Genomic DNA, 16435 nt, shown 5'->3' on the forward strand with positions numbered 1-16435 from the left:
GGGGCGCCTAGAGGGCATGGCCCTTTCTGGTCGTCATGAGGCGATCATCGTCGACGTCCGAACGCGTGACAAACCTTTTCGGCGCGTCGCCCCCATTGCTCGAATGCTGCGAGAGCCTGGACCCGACCGCACTCGCAGTACTGTCGATCCGGCCGCGATTGACCGCATCGTAGAGCGCTCCGTGACCACGGCGGTGCTCCGGCGCGAGCGAGGGCCGTCCCGGGGCCGCCGGAACCTCGCCCGAGTCGGGAGGGCCGTCGCCTCCAGGCCTGTTCCGAGCTCGGATCACGATCGGGTCAATCCAGCCCGAAGGTCCCCGACCAGCGGTTCGAGGACGATGACCGGGATCCGGCGGTCGGTGTTGCGCTGGTATTCGGCGTAGTCGGGGTACGCGTCGACGGCGCGGGCCCACCACTGGGCCTTCTCGTCGCCGGAGACCTCGCGCGCCCGGTACGTGTGGGTGGTCCTCCCGTCCTGGATCGCGACGACGGGCTCGGCGAGCACACCGGCGAACCACTGCGGATTGGTCGCCGTGCCACCGTTGGACGCGACGGCCGCGTAGCGGCCTTCGTGTTCGACGCGCATGACCGGGGTCTTGCGGAGTTTGCCGGTCTTGGCGCCCCGGTAGGTCATCAGCACCGTGGGCAGGTCCTTTATCGTGACGCCGTCGGTTGTGCCGGTGCGGTGGACCCGGTCGACGTGGTCGCGGACCCACGCCAGACCGCTCGGTTCGTATTCCCCGGTGAGTCCGACCGCGCCCGCCGGGTCGGCGGGGCGCCCGGTGTCGACGTTGCGGGTCAGGGCGCTGAGAAGGCCGGGCAGTTCGGTGGCCGTGCCGGCGGGCAGGCCGACCACGGTCTCCTCCGCCAAGGCGACCCAGACCTGCTTGACCTGTTCGGCCAATGCCCGGCCGCCGTCGGTGAGTTCGACCACGCTCGCGCGCTTGTCGGACGCGTCGGGGGTGCGACGGATGTGACCGGCGGCTTCGAGCTTGCGGGTCATGATGGTGACGCTCGGCGGCTCGCACCCGATCGCCTGGCTGATCCGAGCCTGGATCATCGGCCCGGTCCGGGCGAGTTCGAGGAGCAATACCTCCTGCCCGGGATGCAGCCCGAGCGGCGCCAACAACGCGGCGGCCCTGGTCCGGTGACGCAGGCTCAGAAGACGAACCGCCTGATTGAGTTCATCGGCGTACGCGAAGTCCACGGGATCCCCCTCGGTTAGTTATACGGATAACGTTATGCGGATAATCAATCCTCGGCAAGGCCCGGTCGCCGTCAAGTGCCGACACTGGGACCGGTCAAGGTTCGCCCCGAGTCCGGTCTCCGGTCGGTTCGACCGTCGCCCGGGTGAAACGCCTGCCCTCGATGGCCACCGAGAGGGACCCGGGAGCGGTTGGCAATCCCTCCATGTCGACCGACATCAGTCGTCGGCGGGCACCAGCCCGTGGACCCCGGCGTCCAGACGGACCACCACCCCGGGCGGAATGATCCTGTCCACGATCCCCGGGACCTCCTCGCCGAATCGGGACCGGGCGAAGGCAACGAGGGGATCCGGCTCCGGATCCTTCAACGACAACGACACCCGTTCGCGATCCCGGTCGATGGCCAGAACCACGACGGTCACCGACTGCCCGACGCGGGCGACCTCGGAGAAATGATCGAAGCGTGCCCACGACAGGTTCGCGGCGCTCACCATCCCGTCAAGCCCGCCGATGTCTCAGGCAGCGCTCACTTCGAACGGGACTCCTCGGCACCATCCCGCTTTCCCGCGCGGACGTGCGACGAGAGCCTGCCCGCCAACGGCCACGTCGCCACGTCGTGGTACCGGGCCGGGCCGTTGCCGATGACGCTCCGCACCAGGTGCAGCCGGGCCGCGGTCCATTCCACCCCGTCGAATCCGGCGAGATCGGCCGCCGGGGCGGTGAGCGCGCCGCCCCGAGGGCGCCGCCCGCCCGCCCCGCGTGGTTGGGTGACGCGGGCCAGAGTCACGTGACCGTGCCACGGCCGGTCCTCGATCGGAATATGGCATTTGCCGGCCGCGCGCCGTACGGCCACGGCCAGGGCAGCCATCGCCCGCCGATCGCCCCGGATCCCGATCCACAGGGTGCGATCGCCGAAACGGCCGCTGCCGGTGAGCGTGAGGTTCCGCGGCGGATGGCGTGCGGCGACGCGGGCGAGCCGGGTCTCCAACTCGATCCGGGTCTTCGGCTCCACCGTGCCGAGAAAGGCGAGAGTGAGGTGCCAACCTTGGGGCCCGGTCCAGCGCAGCCCCTCGTACCGGGAGCGGATCGGGTCGACGGCGCGACGCAATTCCGCCACCGCTTCGGGGGGCGGCACGAGCGCCACGAACAAGCGCATGGAGCCGTTTTCGCTCACCCATCCATCAGAACACGGCCGCGGCACGACCGCGAACAACCCCATCCCGCCCGGTACACCTGTCCTTGCCCCTACTCGTCCGCCACCTCACTCCGGAAGGTTGGACCCACCCGCTCACCAAGCAGGCCGACGCCGCAGCCGTGATCACGCTCTACCGACTTCTCGGCGACTTCTTCACCACGCGAGGACAGCCGGACGGTCTCGCCGGGATCTTCCGGGATTACCAGTCCTGGATGGTCACGCGGGACTGGTATCCGCTCGAAGCAGCGGAGGCTGCTCGGGGCAGTTGAAGGTCCCGAGTGGCCTCGAACACGGCCGACGGGTGACTCCACGCCTTCGGGCAGAGCTACCGATCGATGTCGACTGGAACCCCGTGGAGTTGCAGCCGAGTCTTCAGAAACTCCATCTCCGGCAACGTGCCCGCCACACCATCGTGGCTCAGGTTCTCGACCAGCTCACGAGCCTGCGACAACGACACGGCCGAGACCTCGCGGAAGACCTTCAGAGCCGGGACAAGGCTTGGCATCGGAGGGACCAACCGCAGTCTGGCCGGGCCATGCGCCGCGAGCAGGGCCTCCCGCACATCATCAGGAGCTGTCCCCCGCCCGGCATATTCACACAGATGGGTACCGCAGCCGTCGCAAGAGAACTCGGCATCCCACCACAGCTCACCGTGGTTGATGAACTGGTTCACCTGCCGCACCGCCGCGCTGCCGCACTCACAGAGCGATGCGATCTTCGCTGTCTGGCCAGTCACCTGGGCTCCTCACGTCCTGCTCCTGCTGTCGCGATCTTCTCGCGGCCGCAGATCCCGGTGCGACTGAATTCGAGAAGAGCACGGCCTGCTCGTGGACCCACCGAACGGTCAAGATCACTTGTCGGGGGTCACCCACAGGCAAACCGCCGACCCCCAGCCGTCTCATCCAATCCAGTCCGCGCAAGTCAGCGCGAGCCGGTCGACCAACTTCGCTGCGACGGGTCGGACACCCTCAGGCGAGACGGCGGGTGTCCGTCCCGTCGCACACGACGTTGCCGTTGCCTCACTTCATCTTGTCGGCCATCGGCTGCATCGGCAGGTGGCCGACAACGTGAGGCGAGACGGCCGAGGTCGGTGCTACGACCCGCCATTGGCACAGAAGGGGGTCCGTCCGGAAGTCACTGCCGACGCCGCGGGGATCCGAGGGATCAGTCCGGTAGTCGAGAGCCAAGGCGCCGTCATCACCGGGGTTGCGCGTGGTGGCGATCAGCACCGCCTGTTCGAGTCGAGCCGCCGAGATCGTGTTCGAGGCGGGTGCGCCACGCCGCTGCCGTCGGCGAATCGGGGGCCAATGGCGCCGCGATGTCGGGATGAACCCGGGCCTGCCCCCGAGAGACGGTGGTCAGTGCGCTGCCCGGGCCATGTCCAGGGCTTCGGCGGTCAGTTTGCCGAGTGGGCCGACGGCGTCGGCCACGCCCAGGCAGGTGCTGTCGCGGAAGACACCGAGTTCGTAGTGCACGGACTCGGCGGACTCGGTGTCGACGGAGCGGGCCGTGAGCCCGATCTCGTAGTCGCCCGGGTAGGTCACCTCACCGAGATACTGGATCTGGTACGACCAAGGGGGTAGATCCGGCACCGAGCCCGCGTCACCCGTCCCGATCGAGTGCAAGGTGAACGTGGCGACGGCCTCGTCGTACCAAGTGGCCAGTGCGATGAAGTTGACGTGCTGGTTGGAGTCGACGTCACCGATCCGGGAACGCAGCGGGGCCCAATACGGGTAGTGGGCACGTTGCAGGCGCTCCGGCTCTGGGCGTGGACGGGCGGGTGCCGGCGATCCTGTCTCCGGTAGCCGCATCTCGGCGAGATCGGCGATCAACTCGTCGGGAAGCGGAAGCGGCCCCGAGTTGTCGGCCAGCACGACAGTGGCGTCGCCACTCCCCACATGCTTGCCGCCGACCATGATCGCCTGTTCGAAGGTGAATGAGGAGCGCCCGACCCGGCGAACGCCGGTGTGCACCTGCACGCGGGTACCGGTCGGTCCGGCCTGAGCGAGCCGGTCGACCCGTTGGCCGACGAGCAGTATCTGGAACGGGCCGAACCCGCCCGTACCGACGAGGCGTTCGAAGCGGCGCAGTCGCAGCCGAATCCGGGCGTCTTCCAGCCAGCGGGCCATGCCGATCGTGCTTGCCCAGCCGTCTCGGCCAAGATCGGCCTGCCGCACCCGGACGTCGACCTGGACGCCGAGATTCTGATCGTCAGGAGAACTCATGCATGATGACCTTAAGGCAAAGCCAACTACCCCACCAGGTCGGACAGTACGTGCCACGCGACCGGCTCCGATTACCTCCGGCCGCGCCGTGACCGCTCCGGCGCCGTCGGCCAGCAGATCGCCGGCGTACTTGGTCTCCACGTGGGCCGACGGCACAAGCATCGGGAAGCCGGGACGCGCGGCGCGGACCCGCATCGCGGCGCGCAGACCCTCGTCGGTGTACGTGGGCGGCATCCGCACGTCGACGATGGCCAGTCCCGCGTCGAACTCCTCGACGGTCTCGTACAGCCGATCGGCGTCGGCATGCGCCGCGACCACCTCGATGCCCTCGGCGGACAACAGCGCCGCAAGACCTTCGCGCAGCAGCGTGTCGTCCTCGGCGATCACGACTCGCATGGCAGCTCCATCCGCACCGACGTCGGCCCGCAGGGTGGGCCGGCGACGGCGACCGTACCGCCGAGTGCCTCGATGCGGCTCTCGATTCCGGCCAGGCCACTGCCTTTCGACCGCTCGGCGCCTCCGTGTCCGTCGTCGGTCACGGTGGTGATTGCGCGCATCTGGCCGTCGTCCTCCGTCCAGGTCAGGTGAATATCGCATTCGGTCGCGTTGCTGTGCTTGGCCACGTTCGTCAGCGCCTCGGCGACCGAAACGGACAGGGCGGCATCGACGGACGCCGGGGTCGGCGCCGGGGCGTCGACCCGCAGCCGGGTGGGGATCTGCATCCGGTCGGCCGGCAGCCCCAATGCGGGCACCAGGCCTTCTTCGGCGAGCATCGGCGGATACACGCCCTGGATGATGCGACGCATTTCGGCCAGCGCGTCGCGGCTGGCGTCCTGTGCTTTCGCCAGGGCCGTCGCGACGTCGCCGGTTCCGGTGCTCAACTGCCGTTGCGCCGTGCCGATGAACATGGAGACGGCCACCAGCCGGTTCTGCGCCGCGTCGTGCAGGTCCCGCTCGATCCGCCGCAGCTCGGCGCTGTGCAGGTCGACGGCCGAACGTCGGCGCTGCTCCTCCATGCGCACACGAAGCCGGAGCTCCTGGTCGCGGGTGGGTGCGAGCAGCAGCTCAAGGAGCTTCGCGTCGGCGGAACACACGGCGGGCGCGGCGATCGACCACGCGGCCAGTCCGGCGAGCCCGACCAGGCCTGATGCCAGTGCGAGCCACCACGACGTGATCTCGAACAGCTGGTCGGCAGGCTTGCCGTCCGGCATCGCCCACCAGTACGTCGGCAGTGCCAGCGCTTGCAGTGACACCAACGGCAGCAGGATGGTGACGACACCAACGTGGATGCGGCCGGCGGACTTGCCGGGATCTCACGAGCCGCAGCCGCACAGGCGGCACGGCGTCCCGCCGCCCCCGTCGGGGTCCACGCCTGCCTCACGCACCCGGGACCGCGCAACGTTGTAGGCCTCGGCGACGCTCGCTGCGGCGTCGTCCACGACCTTTCAGTGGCCAACAACCGCTGCCCATGGCCACCTGACGCTGCCCGTCGTAGGGAGGACGGTTGGCAAAGTTGATCTATTCGAACTACTGTCCGAATAAGAGGTGGTTTTCGGACATGGGGGGTGGACGCGGGCGGAGGTGCGCGGTGGACGGTTTCGCGCACTTGCACGCCGCGTCGGGCTACTCGGCCCGGTACGGCGCCTCCCACCCCGAGGACCTGGTGGCACGGGCCGCCGAGCGCGGCATGTCGGCCCTGGCCCTGACGGACCGCGACACCGTCGGCGGCGCGGTGCGCTTCGCGCATGCCTGCACGGCCCACGGGGTGCGCCCGATCTTCGGCGTCGACGTCGCCGTCGCCCCCGCCGTACCCGGCACACCTCGCGCGCGGCGGCGCCGTACCCCGGTCCGCGGCGGGGCCCACGTCGAACAACCCCCGCTGCGCGTGACCCTCCTCGCCCGGGACGCGGCCGGTTGGCCGCGGTTGTGCCGCCTGGTCTCGGCCGCACACGCCGTCGAAGGGCCGCCGGTGGTGCCGTGGTCGGCGTTGCGCGAGCACACGGGGCCCGGGTTGAGCGTGCTACTCGGCCCGACCTCGGAACCGGTGAGGGCACTGTCCGACGGCCGCCCCGACACGGCCGAGCACCTGCTCGCGCCATGGCGTGAACTGTTCGGCGGCGCGCTGCGTCTGGAGTGTCTGTACTACGGGTCCTCGGGGACAGGGCCGGGTTCGCTGCGCCTGGCCGCCCGGACCGTGCAGCTCGCCGACCGGGTCGGGGTGGCCGCCGTGTTGACCAACGCCGTGCGCTACGCCGACCCGGACCAGCACAAGGTCGCCGACGTCCTGGACGCCGCCCGCCTGCTGCGCCCGATCCGTTTCCACCACCCGGCCCACCTCGATCCGCGCGAGCGCTGGTTGAAGGACCCGGCGGCGATGGCCGCGATCGCGGCCCGGATCACGGACGCCGCCGGGGCCGGGCCCGACCGTGCCCGAACACTGCTCGCGCGGACTGCGGCGACCGCGGACGAGTGCCGGTTGGATCCGGTGGAGGACCTGGGTCTGGGTGGCACGTTCTTCCCCGAGCCGGCCGTGGTCGGTGCCACGGCCGATTCGGCGGCGCGGGTGTTGCGCGAGCGTTGCGAGGCCGGGACGGTCCGGCGCGGTCTGGACCGCGACGAGGCCGCGATGGAGCGGTTGGCGCGGGAGCTGGAGGTCATCGGACGGCTGCGGGTGGAGACGTACTTCCTCACGGTCGGCCAAGTGGTGGCGGATGTGCGGGAGATGGGGGTGCGGGTGGCGGCGCGCGGGTCGGGGGCGGGCTCGATGGTGTGCCACGCGTTGGACATCGCCACCGCCAATCCCCTGGAACACGGCCTGTTGTTCGAACGGTTTTTGTCCGAGCGCAGGTCGTCGTTGCCGGACGTGGACATCGACGTCGAGTCCGCCCGGCGTCTGGACGTCTACCGCAGGATCTTCGAGCGGTTCGGGAGCGAGCGGGTCGCGGTGACGTCGATGCCCGAGACCTACCGGGCCCGCCACGCGCTGCGCGACGTCGGCCTCGCCCTGGGCCTGGCCGCACCCGACATCGACCGCATCGCGAAATCCTTCCCCCACATCCGCGCCCGCGGGATCACCACCGCGCTCGCCGAGTTGCCCGAACTGCGGCAACTCGCGGCCGAGGCGGGGCGATACGGACCACTGTTCGAACTCGCCGAGCGGTTGGACGCGTTGCCGCGCGGGATGGCGATGCACCCCTGCGGGGTGATCATCACCGACGCCACCCTGCTGGACCGGCTGCCGGTGCAGCCCACGCCCGGCGACGCCTTCCCGATGGTCCAGGCCGCGAAGGAGGAGGTCGAGGAGCTGGGGTTGATCAAGTTGGACGTGCTCGGGGTGCGGATGCAGTCCGCGATGGCGCACGCGGTCGCCGAGGTCGAACGCACCACCGGCGCACACATCGACCTCGACGACCCGCGTCACGTGCCGCTCGACGACTTCTTCGCGTTCAAGCTGATCCAGGCCTCCGACACCATCGGCATGTTCCAACTCGAGAGCCCCGGACAGCAGGACCTGCTCAGCCGCCTGCAACCGCGCGGCGTCCAGGACGTCATCGCCGACATCTCCCTGTTCCGACCCGGACCCGTGGCCGGCGGCATGCCCGAGCAGTACATCGCCGCCCGCCACGGCGCCGCCCCCACCTACCCCCACCCCGACCTGGAACCCGTCCTCGCGGACACCTACGGCGTCACCATCTGGCACGAACAGATCATGGGCCTGCTGGCCACGATGACCGGCTGCGACCTCGCGCTCGCCGACGTCGCCCGCCGCGCCCTGTCCGACCGCGACCGCATGCCACAGGTCCGCGACTGGTTCCACGAACACGCCGCCGCCCGCGGCTACACCCCCGACGTCCGCGACGAGGTGTGGCGCATCGTCGAGAGCTTCGGCGCGTACGGCTTCTGCCGGGCGCACGCGGTCGCGTTCGCGGTGCCCGCGTTGCAGAGCGCGTGGCTCAAGGCCCACCACCCCGCCGCGTTGTACGCCGGACTCCTCGAGCACGATCCGGGGATGTGGCCGCGTCGGGTGATCGTCGCCGACGCCCGCCGCCATCGGGTGCCGATCCTGCCCGTCGACGTCAACCACTCCAGGCCCGGCCACACCGCCGAGCAGACCGGCGACGGCACGTGGGGGGTGCGTCTGGCGCTGTCCGCGGTGCGCGGCATCACCGACGAGGAATGCGCCCGCATCGACGCCGGCCGCCCCTACACCTCCCTGTCCGACCTGTGGCAACGCGCCCGCCCCACCCTGCCCACCGCCGAACACCTCGCCCGCATCGGCGCCCTCGACGGCCTGCACGACGGACGCCTGACCCGCCGCGATCTGCTCCTGCAACTGCCCGAACTCCACCGCCGCACCCGCAAGGTCGGCGACGGCCAACTCCCCCTCGCCGACAGCCGACTCGACGCCACCGCCCCCAGCGGCCTCCCCGAGATGACCACCCGCGAAGCCGTCGGCGCCGAACTCCACGTCCTGGGCATCGACCTCTCCCGCCACCTGATGGAACACCACCACCGACTGCTCCGCGAGATCGGCGCCGTCGACGCCGCCCACCTCGCCGAACAACCACCCGGCCGACAGGTCCTGGTCGCCGGCGTCCGCGCCTCCACCCAGACCCCACCCATCGCCTCCGGCAAACGCGTCATCTTCGTCACCCTCGAAGACGGCTCCGGCCTCGTCGACCTCGCCTTCTTCGAGGACTCCCACCCCGCCTGCGCCCACACCGTCTTCCACTCCGGACTGCTCCTGGTCCGCGGGAAGGTCCAGGTCCGCGGCCGCCGGCGCACCGTCGTCGGCACCATGGCCTGGGACCTCGACGAGATCGCCGCCGCCCGCCGCGACCACGGCCCCCAGGCCGCGCTCGACCTCCTCGGCGCCCCCACCCCACACCCGACACCCGCCCAACCACGGCGCGTCCTCGTCCACGGCACCGGAGCACTCCAACACCCCTACGCCGACCTCCAACCCCCCGGCCAACGCGCCGCCGACCTGACCCGCTACGGCCACCGCAGCCCCGGTTCTCCAGGCTGACACTCCCCGTGAAGCTGTCGGGCACCTGGCGGGCCGCGATCGCGTTGCGGACGAACATGTCCGGGTCTTCCGCGAGTTGGTCGCGCAGACCCGCGGGAAGGTCCGGATGGTCGGCGACGGCAACGCGCACGGCGGAATCGGGGTCGGCGGCCAGTTCCGGTGACGGGGCCGTATGACCGACGGCGGCGGCGCGGGTCACGGGGTCGGCGAGGAGGACGGGCAGCAGGTCCGCCGGCGGGACGTACTTCAGGACACTGTCCCTGCGGACGTGGGGGACGGGATCGGTCATCAGGGCCCGGCGCACCCGGTCCGGGACATCGCGCCAGTGGTCGACGACCGCACACCCGGATCCGGGTCCGCGGCCAGGCGGGCCGGCAGTTCCGGCGGCAGATGATCGTTCATCGCGAGGAACATCCGCACGGAGGGATCCGGATCGTCCGCCGGCCGGACCCACAGTCCCGGCGGATCGTCCGCGACGCTTGCGGCGATCGCGCACCGGACCGCCGGCTCCGAGTGCTCCGCCATGCGGGCCCTGACCTCGGCAGGCACGGAGCAGTTGGCCGCGAGGGAACGCGCCGAGCCGAGCGCGACGATCTCCTCGATCATCGCCTCGGTCAGGTCTTCGCGCAGCAGCGCCACCGTGCGGCGGGCCTCCGGGTGTCGAAGCAGACGCCACACCAGATCGGCCACGAGGTCCTTTTGGGCCGCCAACGCGCCCAGTTCGGCATCCAGACTCATGGACCGCAGGCTAACGGGCGGGAGGAATCCGTCGGTCGTCGTCCGCAGGCCGCCACATGGCCCGCACGGTTGTGGGGCGTTGCCCGCCGCCCGACGCCGGCGCGGACATCGAACGCGGTTCGGTCATCGGCCGCCCGTGCGGAATCCCGGGCGGCAGCGGGACGGGTGGCAGGGGGTTGCGGGCGTGGGCGATCGCGGCATGCAGGTTGCGCCGGGCGGCGTCGCCCAGTCGCCGACATCGCTGCGGCGAGGCTGAGGCGGTCGTTGAAGATCGGCATGACGACCCTCGGCCTCGACGAGAGCGTTGAGATCCTGGCTCGGCACCGCGACGACCGGTCGCACACCGGCATCAGCGACGCAGCAGACCACTCGAGGCAGTTCGCGCTGTACTTCGACGCCGCCGGGACCGAGTTCGTGGCGTGCGGCGGCATCGAACGCGAGCCATCTTCGAAGGTGGGCGGTCAGAAGCTCCAGCTGTAGAGGCCGCCACCCGTGTTCACCGCGGAGGCCGCGAGTCGGGCAACTCCCTCCAGGACTGCCAGTAGATCGTCGTCGGTCATGTCGTCCCCGTCCTCGGACCGGATGCGCGTTGTCCAGCGGCCTGCGAGCTCTTCGAGTTCCGCGGAACTCGCGGTGGCCAGCGCTCGGGTCAGCCGCTTCGGCAGGGCGAACACCTCGACGCCATCGTTCAACGGGGCGGTGACCCACGCCGGCCACGCCCACCCATGGAGCCGCTCAAGCGGCGGGGCTGCGGCCGAAGGCTCCTCGAAGTACATGTCCCACTCGGCGATGGCACTGTCCGGCTCAATAAAACGGCACGTCACAGACTCAAAGGCCCCACCCGGTCCCCGATGCCGCGTCGCAGCGGCGGTCTCGTCGTCGGGAGCCAGGAAGAACACTATGTCGTGGGCCATCCGAGCATTGTGGCAGCCCGCCGAGCACTGCCGTGGCATTCCAGATCCCGTCCGTGCGCGTGGACCCGGACCCGGCACGTGGCGCCCCCTTCGCGCCGAGGGGTAGGCACACGGAAGGAACGTCGCCGATCTCCACGACGTGGAAGTCGTCGCCCGTCGACAACACCGCCCCACCACCGTGGACACCGAATCGGTCTCTCCGCCGGCCGACCGTTCGCCTCGACGTCGAGCAACTCGGTTCGGGTAATTCGCCGTTGGTGCCCGTGAGGTGCCGCCTCGCTGTGGGTACGAACCACGAGAGCGTCGGGGGAAGGGACCTCCGGTTCTTGTGTTCGGCCCGCCCGACACGACGTGAGGACGGTTGCTGCGAATGAACGGTGGCACGACAACTCAGGGTGCGCTCCTCGCCCCACTCGCTCCGACACCGGGCAGTCCCCCAACGAAGGCACAGGTGGAGGCGGCTGGGGAAGGGCAGTTGAGGTCGAGCACATGCCTGCTGCGTGGAGACGCACGCCCGCCCGAGGCCGTCAAGGCTCTCGGCGGCTTCAGATCGCGCGGGAGCAACCCGAGCCTGCAAAAGCACGTCAAAGGCGCGTTGTCGGGTACCGACGCCTGCGTCGACTCCGGCTACATCTCCATGACCAGGGACTACATGAGGGCCAGGAAGTTCGCGCGGAATCAGTTCGTGACCATGCCCGGGGACGACGTCGACCGCGTCACCCACATCTACATCGTCAAAACCACCGGAGTGCTCTACGACGTCACGACGTTCATGCGGGAGTGCCCCTTCGAGGGCGACGACGAACAGGAAGTGGCCGCCTTCGGACTCGTGCCCTGGGTCCAGGTCATGGGCTGGTTTTCGCTCACCTGGCCGGCCGGCAAGGAATACACCGCGATCGTCTACAGCGAGATCGTGCGCAATCCGGACAGGAACCCGTCTTTGGAGCCCATGAGTTTCTCCGACGATTTCTCGAAGGACCGGTGCGGACTCACAACGAGGGCGACTTCGTAGCGTCGCGCCGCCTGCTCGTCCCGGCCGGGCCCGGCGGACACACCTCGCCCGGCCCGGCCACAGGACCTCCCGCGAGCCGCGCCGCGTCCTTGCGTGTCGGCGTGGTCAGCCGGTGGAGAGGAGATGGGTGAGGTCCGAGAAAGTGACGGATTTTTCCTCGTCCCAGGTGGCCTGGAGGGTCCACCCGTCTTTCGTCCTGCCGAGCATCCCGTCCAGGCGCATGAGCGGTTCGCCTCCCTCACGCAGGATCGAGAGGTCCATGCGGACGTTGAGTCGCCCGGTGGCCCAGAAGACGCTCAGGGTGTCGACGCGGACCGAAGTGCCGTCGAGGGCGTGGGCCATGCTTCCGGCGAACTCGTAGCTGGTGGCCTCGGGTTTTCTCTTGTACGTGGTGATCACCAGGAGCAGGCGGTCGAAGCGGGCCTCGTCCAGGATCCGGGGAGGATCGGGATAGTCGAGCGTCGTGTGCACATAGTCGATGAGGCCCTTGACGCTCACCGAGTCGAGTTGGCCGCCCTTCCACGTGACGTCGCCCTGGGTGGCGACGTCGAAAGAGAACGTCTTGCCGTCGATGGTGACGGAGTCGTCGGATCCTGTCGTGTCGACCATGGAAATTCCTCGGTGTCGGGCCGGCTCGGGGCCTTCCCTGAGCGTAGTCGTCTCCGACCCGGGTCGTGAAGCGAACGCGAACCTGCCCGGTTGGGGGTGACCTTATGTGCTTCGTGGTTGATGTCGTGGCGGGGCGAACAGGCTCCGGCTGTCCCGGACATACTGCGGGTGGGCGAGCGCGAGAGCCAGGCAATGGCGACCCGGCGGGGAAGGAACCTCGCTGGTGGAGTTGCCCTACTGCTGGGGTATCTCCATGCGTGGAAGCGTATGAGGAGAACGGCCGGCCGAGACGGGCGGGAAGAGACGGACCTGTGGCCTCAGAGGTTCCGCGGCGGCAGCCCGGCCAGCCCCGTGTCGCGCATGATGAATTCGATCGTTTCCTTGAGGAGACTGTCGGCACCGATGACCGTCTCGATTCCGCTGGTCAGTAGATCGCGTTCGCGATACCAATCACGCAGCTCCCGCTCGGTGACATGTGCGAGGTATTCCGGATCCGGCTTCGTCACGTGACGCGCCAGCGTCTCGGACAGGGGAATGTCCAGGTAGTAACACCGAGTGGTGCCACGATGATCCCGGGCCAGATCCTCCAGCATCTCCCCGTAGCGGTCGGCGTACAGGATTCCCTCGACGACCACGTGGTAGCCGGCATCAAGCGCATATCGGGCCACGGTGGAGATCAGGCCGATATTCGGGGCGCCCTGCCGATCCCGCTCACGCAGTACGACTCGGCGAAGGTTGTCCTGCCCCACCAGAGCCAGGCCCCGGCCGAACCGGTCACGGATCCCAGCTGCCACCGACGACTTGCCGGACGCAGAGTTTCCCCGAATCACGACCAGTCGACTCTCTTCGCTTCCCACGGTCACCCTGGGCACCCTACTGGCGGCTGCGGACGCCACGGAGCAGCGTTCGAGTGCGGTCGACGACCGCCCGTACACAGCCCGCGACCTCGCGGGCGAGGGCCTGTGGGGTCGGGGGGGGACGAGGCGGACTGGGCCCGCAGCGGGGCACCGAGGGAACTGCCGGCCTGGCTGAGTCCGTAGGCGGTTCGTGTGGGTGGCGCCGTTCTCCCCGCCGTGCGGATCCGCTCCGATTCTCTGTTCGAGAGTCCCGGCCCACGCCACACGGGGGCGGTGGCGCCACCCGCGGGACCGGGTGGCGCCACCGCGTCGTCCGGCCCGGACCGGGCGACGGTGCGGCCGCAACCGCGCCGAGACCGCCGGGCGTGATGGCGCCGGGCCTGGTGGCGCCGGGGCGGACAAGTCCGGGCCGCCTCGAAGCGCCCCTCGCGGGATGCGTCCCCGACATGCGGACCCGTTCCGCCCGTCATGCGGAGTATCCGATCAGAGCCTGTTCGAGGGCTCGAACCCGCCGGCCGGTTCCGGTTCGAGGACTCCGATGCGGTCGGGAGGTCCTCGCTCCCGGTGCCGTGGATGAGGCGAATCACCGCCTGGCTCACCGAGGGGTCGTCGTGCGTGTTGGGCACCTCGCCGGCGATCCGGTGGTCGCGCATGACCAGCACGCGGTCCGCGAGGGTGACCATCTCGGGCAGGTCACTCGTGATCAGCAGGATGGCGAGGCCGTCGGCGGCCAGGTGCCAGACGAGTTGGAGGAAGGCGGCCTTGGTGCGGACGTCGATGCCGACCTTGGGTTCGTCGATCACCAGGATCTCGGTCCGCGCGGCGAGCCACTTCGCGAGGCCGACCTTCTGCTGGTTGCCGACCGTCTGGCCAAATACTTCCCCGGCGTCCGAGCCCTCGACGGCGCGACGTTGCACCTGCGCCCCGGGTCCGTGCACGCCCTGCTCGGCGAGAACGGCGCCGGCAAGTCGACCCTGATCAAGGTCGTCACCGGCCTGTTCCACCCCGACGGCGGCGGCTCGCGCTCGACGGAACCCCGATCGACTTCCACTCTCCCCACGACGCGGTACGCGCGGGGATCTCGGTGGTCTGTCGGCCGCCCCCTTGTCGCCGGCGGCACCGGTGCTGCCCTTGGTGCTGCACCCGGTCAGGGCCGCTGCCAACGACAGCGAGACGGCGGCGCGGAACAGGGCGTTTCTGACGGGCGATCGCTTCATGGAACCAACCTCCGGAGCCAGATACTATATTTTCGAGAAGCACGCTCGCGGATCTCGGTAGGATCAAGGCCTCGAACGCGGTGAATGTTTTCAGCCACACGAGGCCGGAAGACGGGCCAAAATCACGCGCAAGTAATGTCATATAGTGCAAATTTGCTGGTCGCGGGCGAGAGTCGAGCTCTGATTGACGTCGATCCGACTCTCGGCAGCATCGCGCATCTATAGCCACGGAGGACGTGGATCATATATTAATAAGGCACGACGGCGTCCTGCGGCATGCTCGGATCTACGGATGTCGTCACCGAAGCAGCGCGTCGGCGTGTCTGCGTCGAGGAGGAGAGAAACGATGACAGAGGCGCAGCCTCGACAGGTGCTCGCGGACACCGTGTGCGAGGCGATCGCACAACGGCTGGTCGATCACGAGATCGAGCCTGGAGCCAAGCTCAACATCAACACGTTGGCGCAGGCCCTCGACGTGTCCCCCACTCCGGTACGAGAGGCGTTGGCCCGCCTGGAGGCCGACGGCCTGGTGGTCAAGCGGGCCCTCGCCGGATACTCGGCCGCGCCGCTGATGAGTGCCGAGACGTTCGACGAACTGTTCGAGATGAGGCTGCTGTTGGAGCCGGCGGCGGCGGCCGGGGCCGCCGTACGGGTCGGCGAGGAGGGCCTTCGGGCGCTCACCGACAGCCTGACCCGGATGCGTGCCGCGCGCGGCGACGACAATCGCGAGACCATGCGTCGATTCCTCCAGCACGACGCGCTCTTCCACGACGTGATCGCGATTTCCGGCGGCAACTCGCTGATGGCCGACACCCTGCGCCGCTTCCGGTCACACACGCATCTGTACCGGCTGTACTTCCCGGCCGGGGTCCCCGACGCGACCTGCCGGGAGCACGAACGCGTACTCGAGGCCATCCGGGACGCGGATCCCGATGTCGCAGCGGCCGCAATGCGCACGCACCTGCATCGGGCGCAGGAGCGCCTGCTGCCCGGGCTCGTCGCGGCGGGAGGCGCACAGGCGTGACTGGCATGGAGTGGGGCGAGTTGCCCGAGGCCGGTTCCGAAGTGTCGTCCGTTACGTGAACAGGGTTGAGAGGGAAGGAAACTCGCTCATGAAGGTGTCGCGTTCGGGTGTCGCCGGGAGGAACCTGTGACCGGGGGGCGGGACTTCGCCGGGCTGGCGGCGGTGGTGACCGGTGGGGCGGCGGGGATCGGGTTGGCGACCGCGCGCATGCTGGTCGCGCGCGGTGCGCGGGTGGCGGTGTTGGATCGGGACGTGTCGCCGTTGGTCGGCGATGGCGACCTGTCGGTGTTCGCCGCGGACGTGGGCGACGACGCGTCGGTGGTCGAGGCCGTGCGCGGCGCTCCGGAGCTGTCGTCAATGCTGCCCGCCCCGTCCGGACACCCTCGCTCGTCCTCAGCACACCCGAGGTGA

Annotated in this window: 18 protein-coding genes and 2 pseudogenes; 7 read left to right on the forward strand and 13 right to left on the reverse strand. The window is 69.6% G+C overall.

What is annotated here, in order from left to right; translation table 11 throughout:
- Positions 1-285: 285 nt before the first annotated feature.
- The 3 genes from OG948_RS37085 to thpR all read right to left on the reverse strand — a co-directional run bounded on the left by OG948_RS37085 (position 286) and on the right by thpR (position 2378).
- Positions 286-1206 carry a nitroreductase/quinone reductase family protein gene (locus tag OG948_RS37085; protein WP_331769377.1) on the reverse strand — a complete coding sequence of 307 codons (921 nt, stop codon included), beginning with the start codon at positions 1204-1206 and terminating at the stop codon, positions 286-288.
- Positions 1207-1422: 216 nt separating this feature from the next.
- The gene (locus OG948_RS37090) at positions 1423-1716 is read right to left on the reverse strand and encodes a S1 RNA-binding domain-containing protein (RefSeq protein WP_331773419.1); all 294 of its coding nucleotides are present in this window, start codon (positions 1714-1716) and stop codon (positions 1423-1425) included.
- A gap of 14 nt (positions 1717-1730) precedes the next feature.
- Complete coding sequence (gene thpR, locus OG948_RS37095; protein ID WP_331769378.1) at positions 1731-2378, reverse strand: RNA 2',3'-cyclic phosphodiesterase; 648 nt, start codon at positions 2376-2378, stop codon at positions 1731-1733.
- Positions 2379-2443: 65 nt separating this feature from the next.
- Between thpR and OG948_RS37100 the strand changes: the two genes are divergently transcribed.
- Positions 2444-2668: a hypothetical protein gene (locus tag OG948_RS37100; protein ID WP_331769379.1), complete on the forward strand. Its 225-nt coding sequence runs from the start codon at positions 2444-2446 to the stop codon at positions 2666-2668.
- A 56-nt stretch (positions 2669-2724) separates the two neighbouring features.
- Here OG948_RS37100 and OG948_RS37105 read toward each other — a convergent pair whose 3' ends face one another.
- From OG948_RS37105 to OG948_RS37120, 4 genes are all read right to left on the reverse strand, one after another.
- Positions 2725-3135, reverse strand: coding sequence for a hypothetical protein (locus OG948_RS37105; RefSeq protein ID WP_331769380.1), 411 nt, complete (start codon positions 3133-3135; stop codon positions 2725-2727).
- Between the two features lie 283 nt (positions 3136-3418).
- Positions 3419-3628 carry a hypothetical protein gene (locus OG948_RS37110; protein WP_406300474.1) on the reverse strand — a complete coding sequence of 70 codons (210 nt, stop codon included), beginning with the start codon at positions 3626-3628 and terminating at the stop codon, positions 3419-3421.
- 129 nt (positions 3629-3757) lie between these two features.
- Positions 3758-5020 carry a response regulator gene (locus OG948_RS37115; protein WP_331769381.1) on the reverse strand — a complete coding sequence of 421 codons (1263 nt, stop codon included), beginning with the start codon at positions 5018-5020 and terminating at the stop codon, positions 3758-3760.
- Positions 5008-5835: a sensor histidine kinase gene (locus OG948_RS37120; RefSeq protein ID WP_406300475.1), complete on the reverse strand. Its 828-nt coding sequence runs from the start codon at positions 5833-5835 to the stop codon at positions 5008-5010. The genes OG948_RS37115 and OG948_RS37120 overlap by 13 nt, the downstream gene beginning before the upstream one ends.
- Before the next feature lie 377 nt (positions 5836-6212).
- Between OG948_RS37120 and OG948_RS37125 the strand changes: the two genes are divergently transcribed.
- Positions 6213-9653, forward strand: a complete 3441-nt coding sequence (locus tag OG948_RS37125) for a DNA polymerase III subunit alpha (RefSeq protein ID WP_331769383.1) — start codon at positions 6213-6215, stop codon at positions 9651-9653.
- 67 nt (positions 9654-9720) lie between these two features.
- On the opposite strand, the pseudogene OG948_RS37130 reads toward OG948_RS37125, so the two are convergent.
- Together OG948_RS37130 and OG948_RS37135 are read right to left on the reverse strand one after the other, a co-directional pair.
- Positions 9721-9942: pseudogene (locus OG948_RS37130) on the reverse strand (hypothetical protein); the annotation flags it as partial.
- Positions 9942-10391 (reverse strand): hypothetical protein, encoded by a 450-nt coding sequence (locus tag OG948_RS37135; protein WP_331769384.1) that lies wholly within the window; start codon positions 10389-10391, stop codon positions 9942-9944. The gene OG948_RS37135 and the pseudogene OG948_RS37130, both read right to left, overlap by 1 nt.
- 276 nt (positions 10392-10667) lie before the next feature.
- Here OG948_RS37135 and OG948_RS37140 point away from each other — a divergent pair, with 276 nt between their 5' ends.
- Complete coding sequence (locus tag OG948_RS37140; RefSeq protein ID WP_331769385.1) at positions 10668-10871, forward strand: hypothetical protein; 204 nt, start codon at positions 10668-10670, stop codon at positions 10869-10871.
- Here OG948_RS37140 and OG948_RS37145 read toward each other — a convergent pair.
- Positions 10853-11305 (reverse strand): hypothetical protein, encoded by a 453-nt coding sequence (locus tag OG948_RS37145; protein WP_331769386.1) that lies wholly within the window; start codon positions 11303-11305, stop codon positions 10853-10855. The two genes, OG948_RS37140 and OG948_RS37145, sit on opposite strands and share 19 nt — an antisense overlap.
- A 475-nt stretch (positions 11306-11780) precedes the next feature.
- On the opposite strand from OG948_RS37145, the gene OG948_RS37150 reads away from it, so the two are divergent.
- Positions 11781-12317 (forward strand): enterotoxin A family protein, encoded by a 537-nt coding sequence (locus OG948_RS37150; RefSeq protein ID WP_331769387.1) that lies wholly within the window; start codon positions 11781-11783, stop codon positions 12315-12317.
- A 105-nt stretch (positions 12318-12422) separates the two neighbouring features.
- Here the strand turns inward: OG948_RS37150 and OG948_RS37155 are convergent, their stop codons facing one another.
- From OG948_RS37155 to OG948_RS37165, 3 genes and pseudogenes are all read right to left on the reverse strand, one after another.
- On the reverse strand, positions 12423-12926 hold the full coding sequence (locus OG948_RS37155; protein WP_331769388.1) for a hypothetical protein: 504 nt from the start codon (positions 12924-12926) through the stop codon (positions 12423-12425).
- Positions 12927-13243: 317 nt separating this feature from the next.
- On the reverse strand, positions 13244-13798 hold the full coding sequence (locus OG948_RS37160) for an AAA family ATPase (RefSeq protein ID WP_331769389.1): 555 nt from the start codon (positions 13796-13798) through the stop codon (positions 13244-13246).
- A gap of 554 nt (positions 13799-14352) precedes the next feature.
- Positions 14353-14679, reverse strand: a pseudogene (locus tag OG948_RS37165) (sugar ABC transporter ATP-binding protein); the annotation flags it as partial.
- Between the two features lie 36 nt (positions 14680-14715).
- On the opposite strand from OG948_RS37165, the gene OG948_RS37170 reads away from it, so the two are divergent.
- From OG948_RS37170 to OG948_RS37180, 3 genes are all read left to right on the forward strand, one after another.
- On the forward strand, positions 14716-15084 hold the full coding sequence (locus OG948_RS37170; protein ID WP_406300476.1) for an ATP-binding cassette domain-containing protein: 369 nt from the start codon (positions 14716-14718) through the stop codon (positions 15082-15084).
- 262 nt (positions 15085-15346) lie between these two features.
- Positions 15347-16024, forward strand: a complete 678-nt coding sequence (locus tag OG948_RS37175; protein WP_331769390.1) for a GntR family transcriptional regulator — start codon at positions 15347-15349, stop codon at positions 16022-16024.
- 126 nt (positions 16025-16150) lie between these two features.
- Complete coding sequence (locus OG948_RS37180; RefSeq protein ID WP_406300477.1) at positions 16151-16435, forward strand: SDR family NAD(P)-dependent oxidoreductase; 285 nt, start codon at positions 16151-16153, stop codon at positions 16433-16435.

This window comes from Embleya sp. NBC_00888 (genome assembly GCF_045207655.1).
Taxonomy (GTDB): Bacteria; Actinomycetota; Actinomycetes; order Streptomycetales; family Streptomycetaceae; genus Embleya.

Excerpts from the sequence above, each read along its gene's own strand:
- OG948_RS37175 (WP_331769390.1), top strand. The coding sequence starts at position 15,347 with ATGACAGAGGCGCAGCCTCGACAGGTGCTCGCGGACACCGTGTGCGAG.
- OG948_RS37155 (WP_331769388.1), bottom strand. The coding sequence starts at position 12,926 with ATGGTCGACACGACAGGATCCGACGACTCCGTCACCATCGACGGCAAG.
- OG948_RS37135 (WP_331769384.1), bottom strand. The coding sequence starts at position 10,391 with ATGAGTCTGGATGCCGAACTGGGCGCGTTGGCGGCCCAAAAGGACCTC.
- OG948_RS37145 (WP_331769386.1), bottom strand. The coding sequence starts at position 11,305 with ATGGCCCACGACATAGTGTTCTTCCTGGCTCCCGACGACGAGACCGCC.
- OG948_RS37120 (WP_406300475.1), bottom strand. The coding sequence starts at position 5,835 with ATGCCGGACGGCAAGCCTGCCGACCAGCTGTTCGAGATCACGTCGTGG.
- OG948_RS37115 (WP_331769381.1), bottom strand. The coding sequence starts at position 5,020 with ATGCGAGTCGTGATCGCCGAGGACGACACGCTGCTGCGCGAAGGTCTT.
- OG948_RS37140 (WP_331769385.1), top strand. The coding sequence starts at position 10,668 with ATGACGACCCTCGGCCTCGACGAGAGCGTTGAGATCCTGGCTCGGCAC.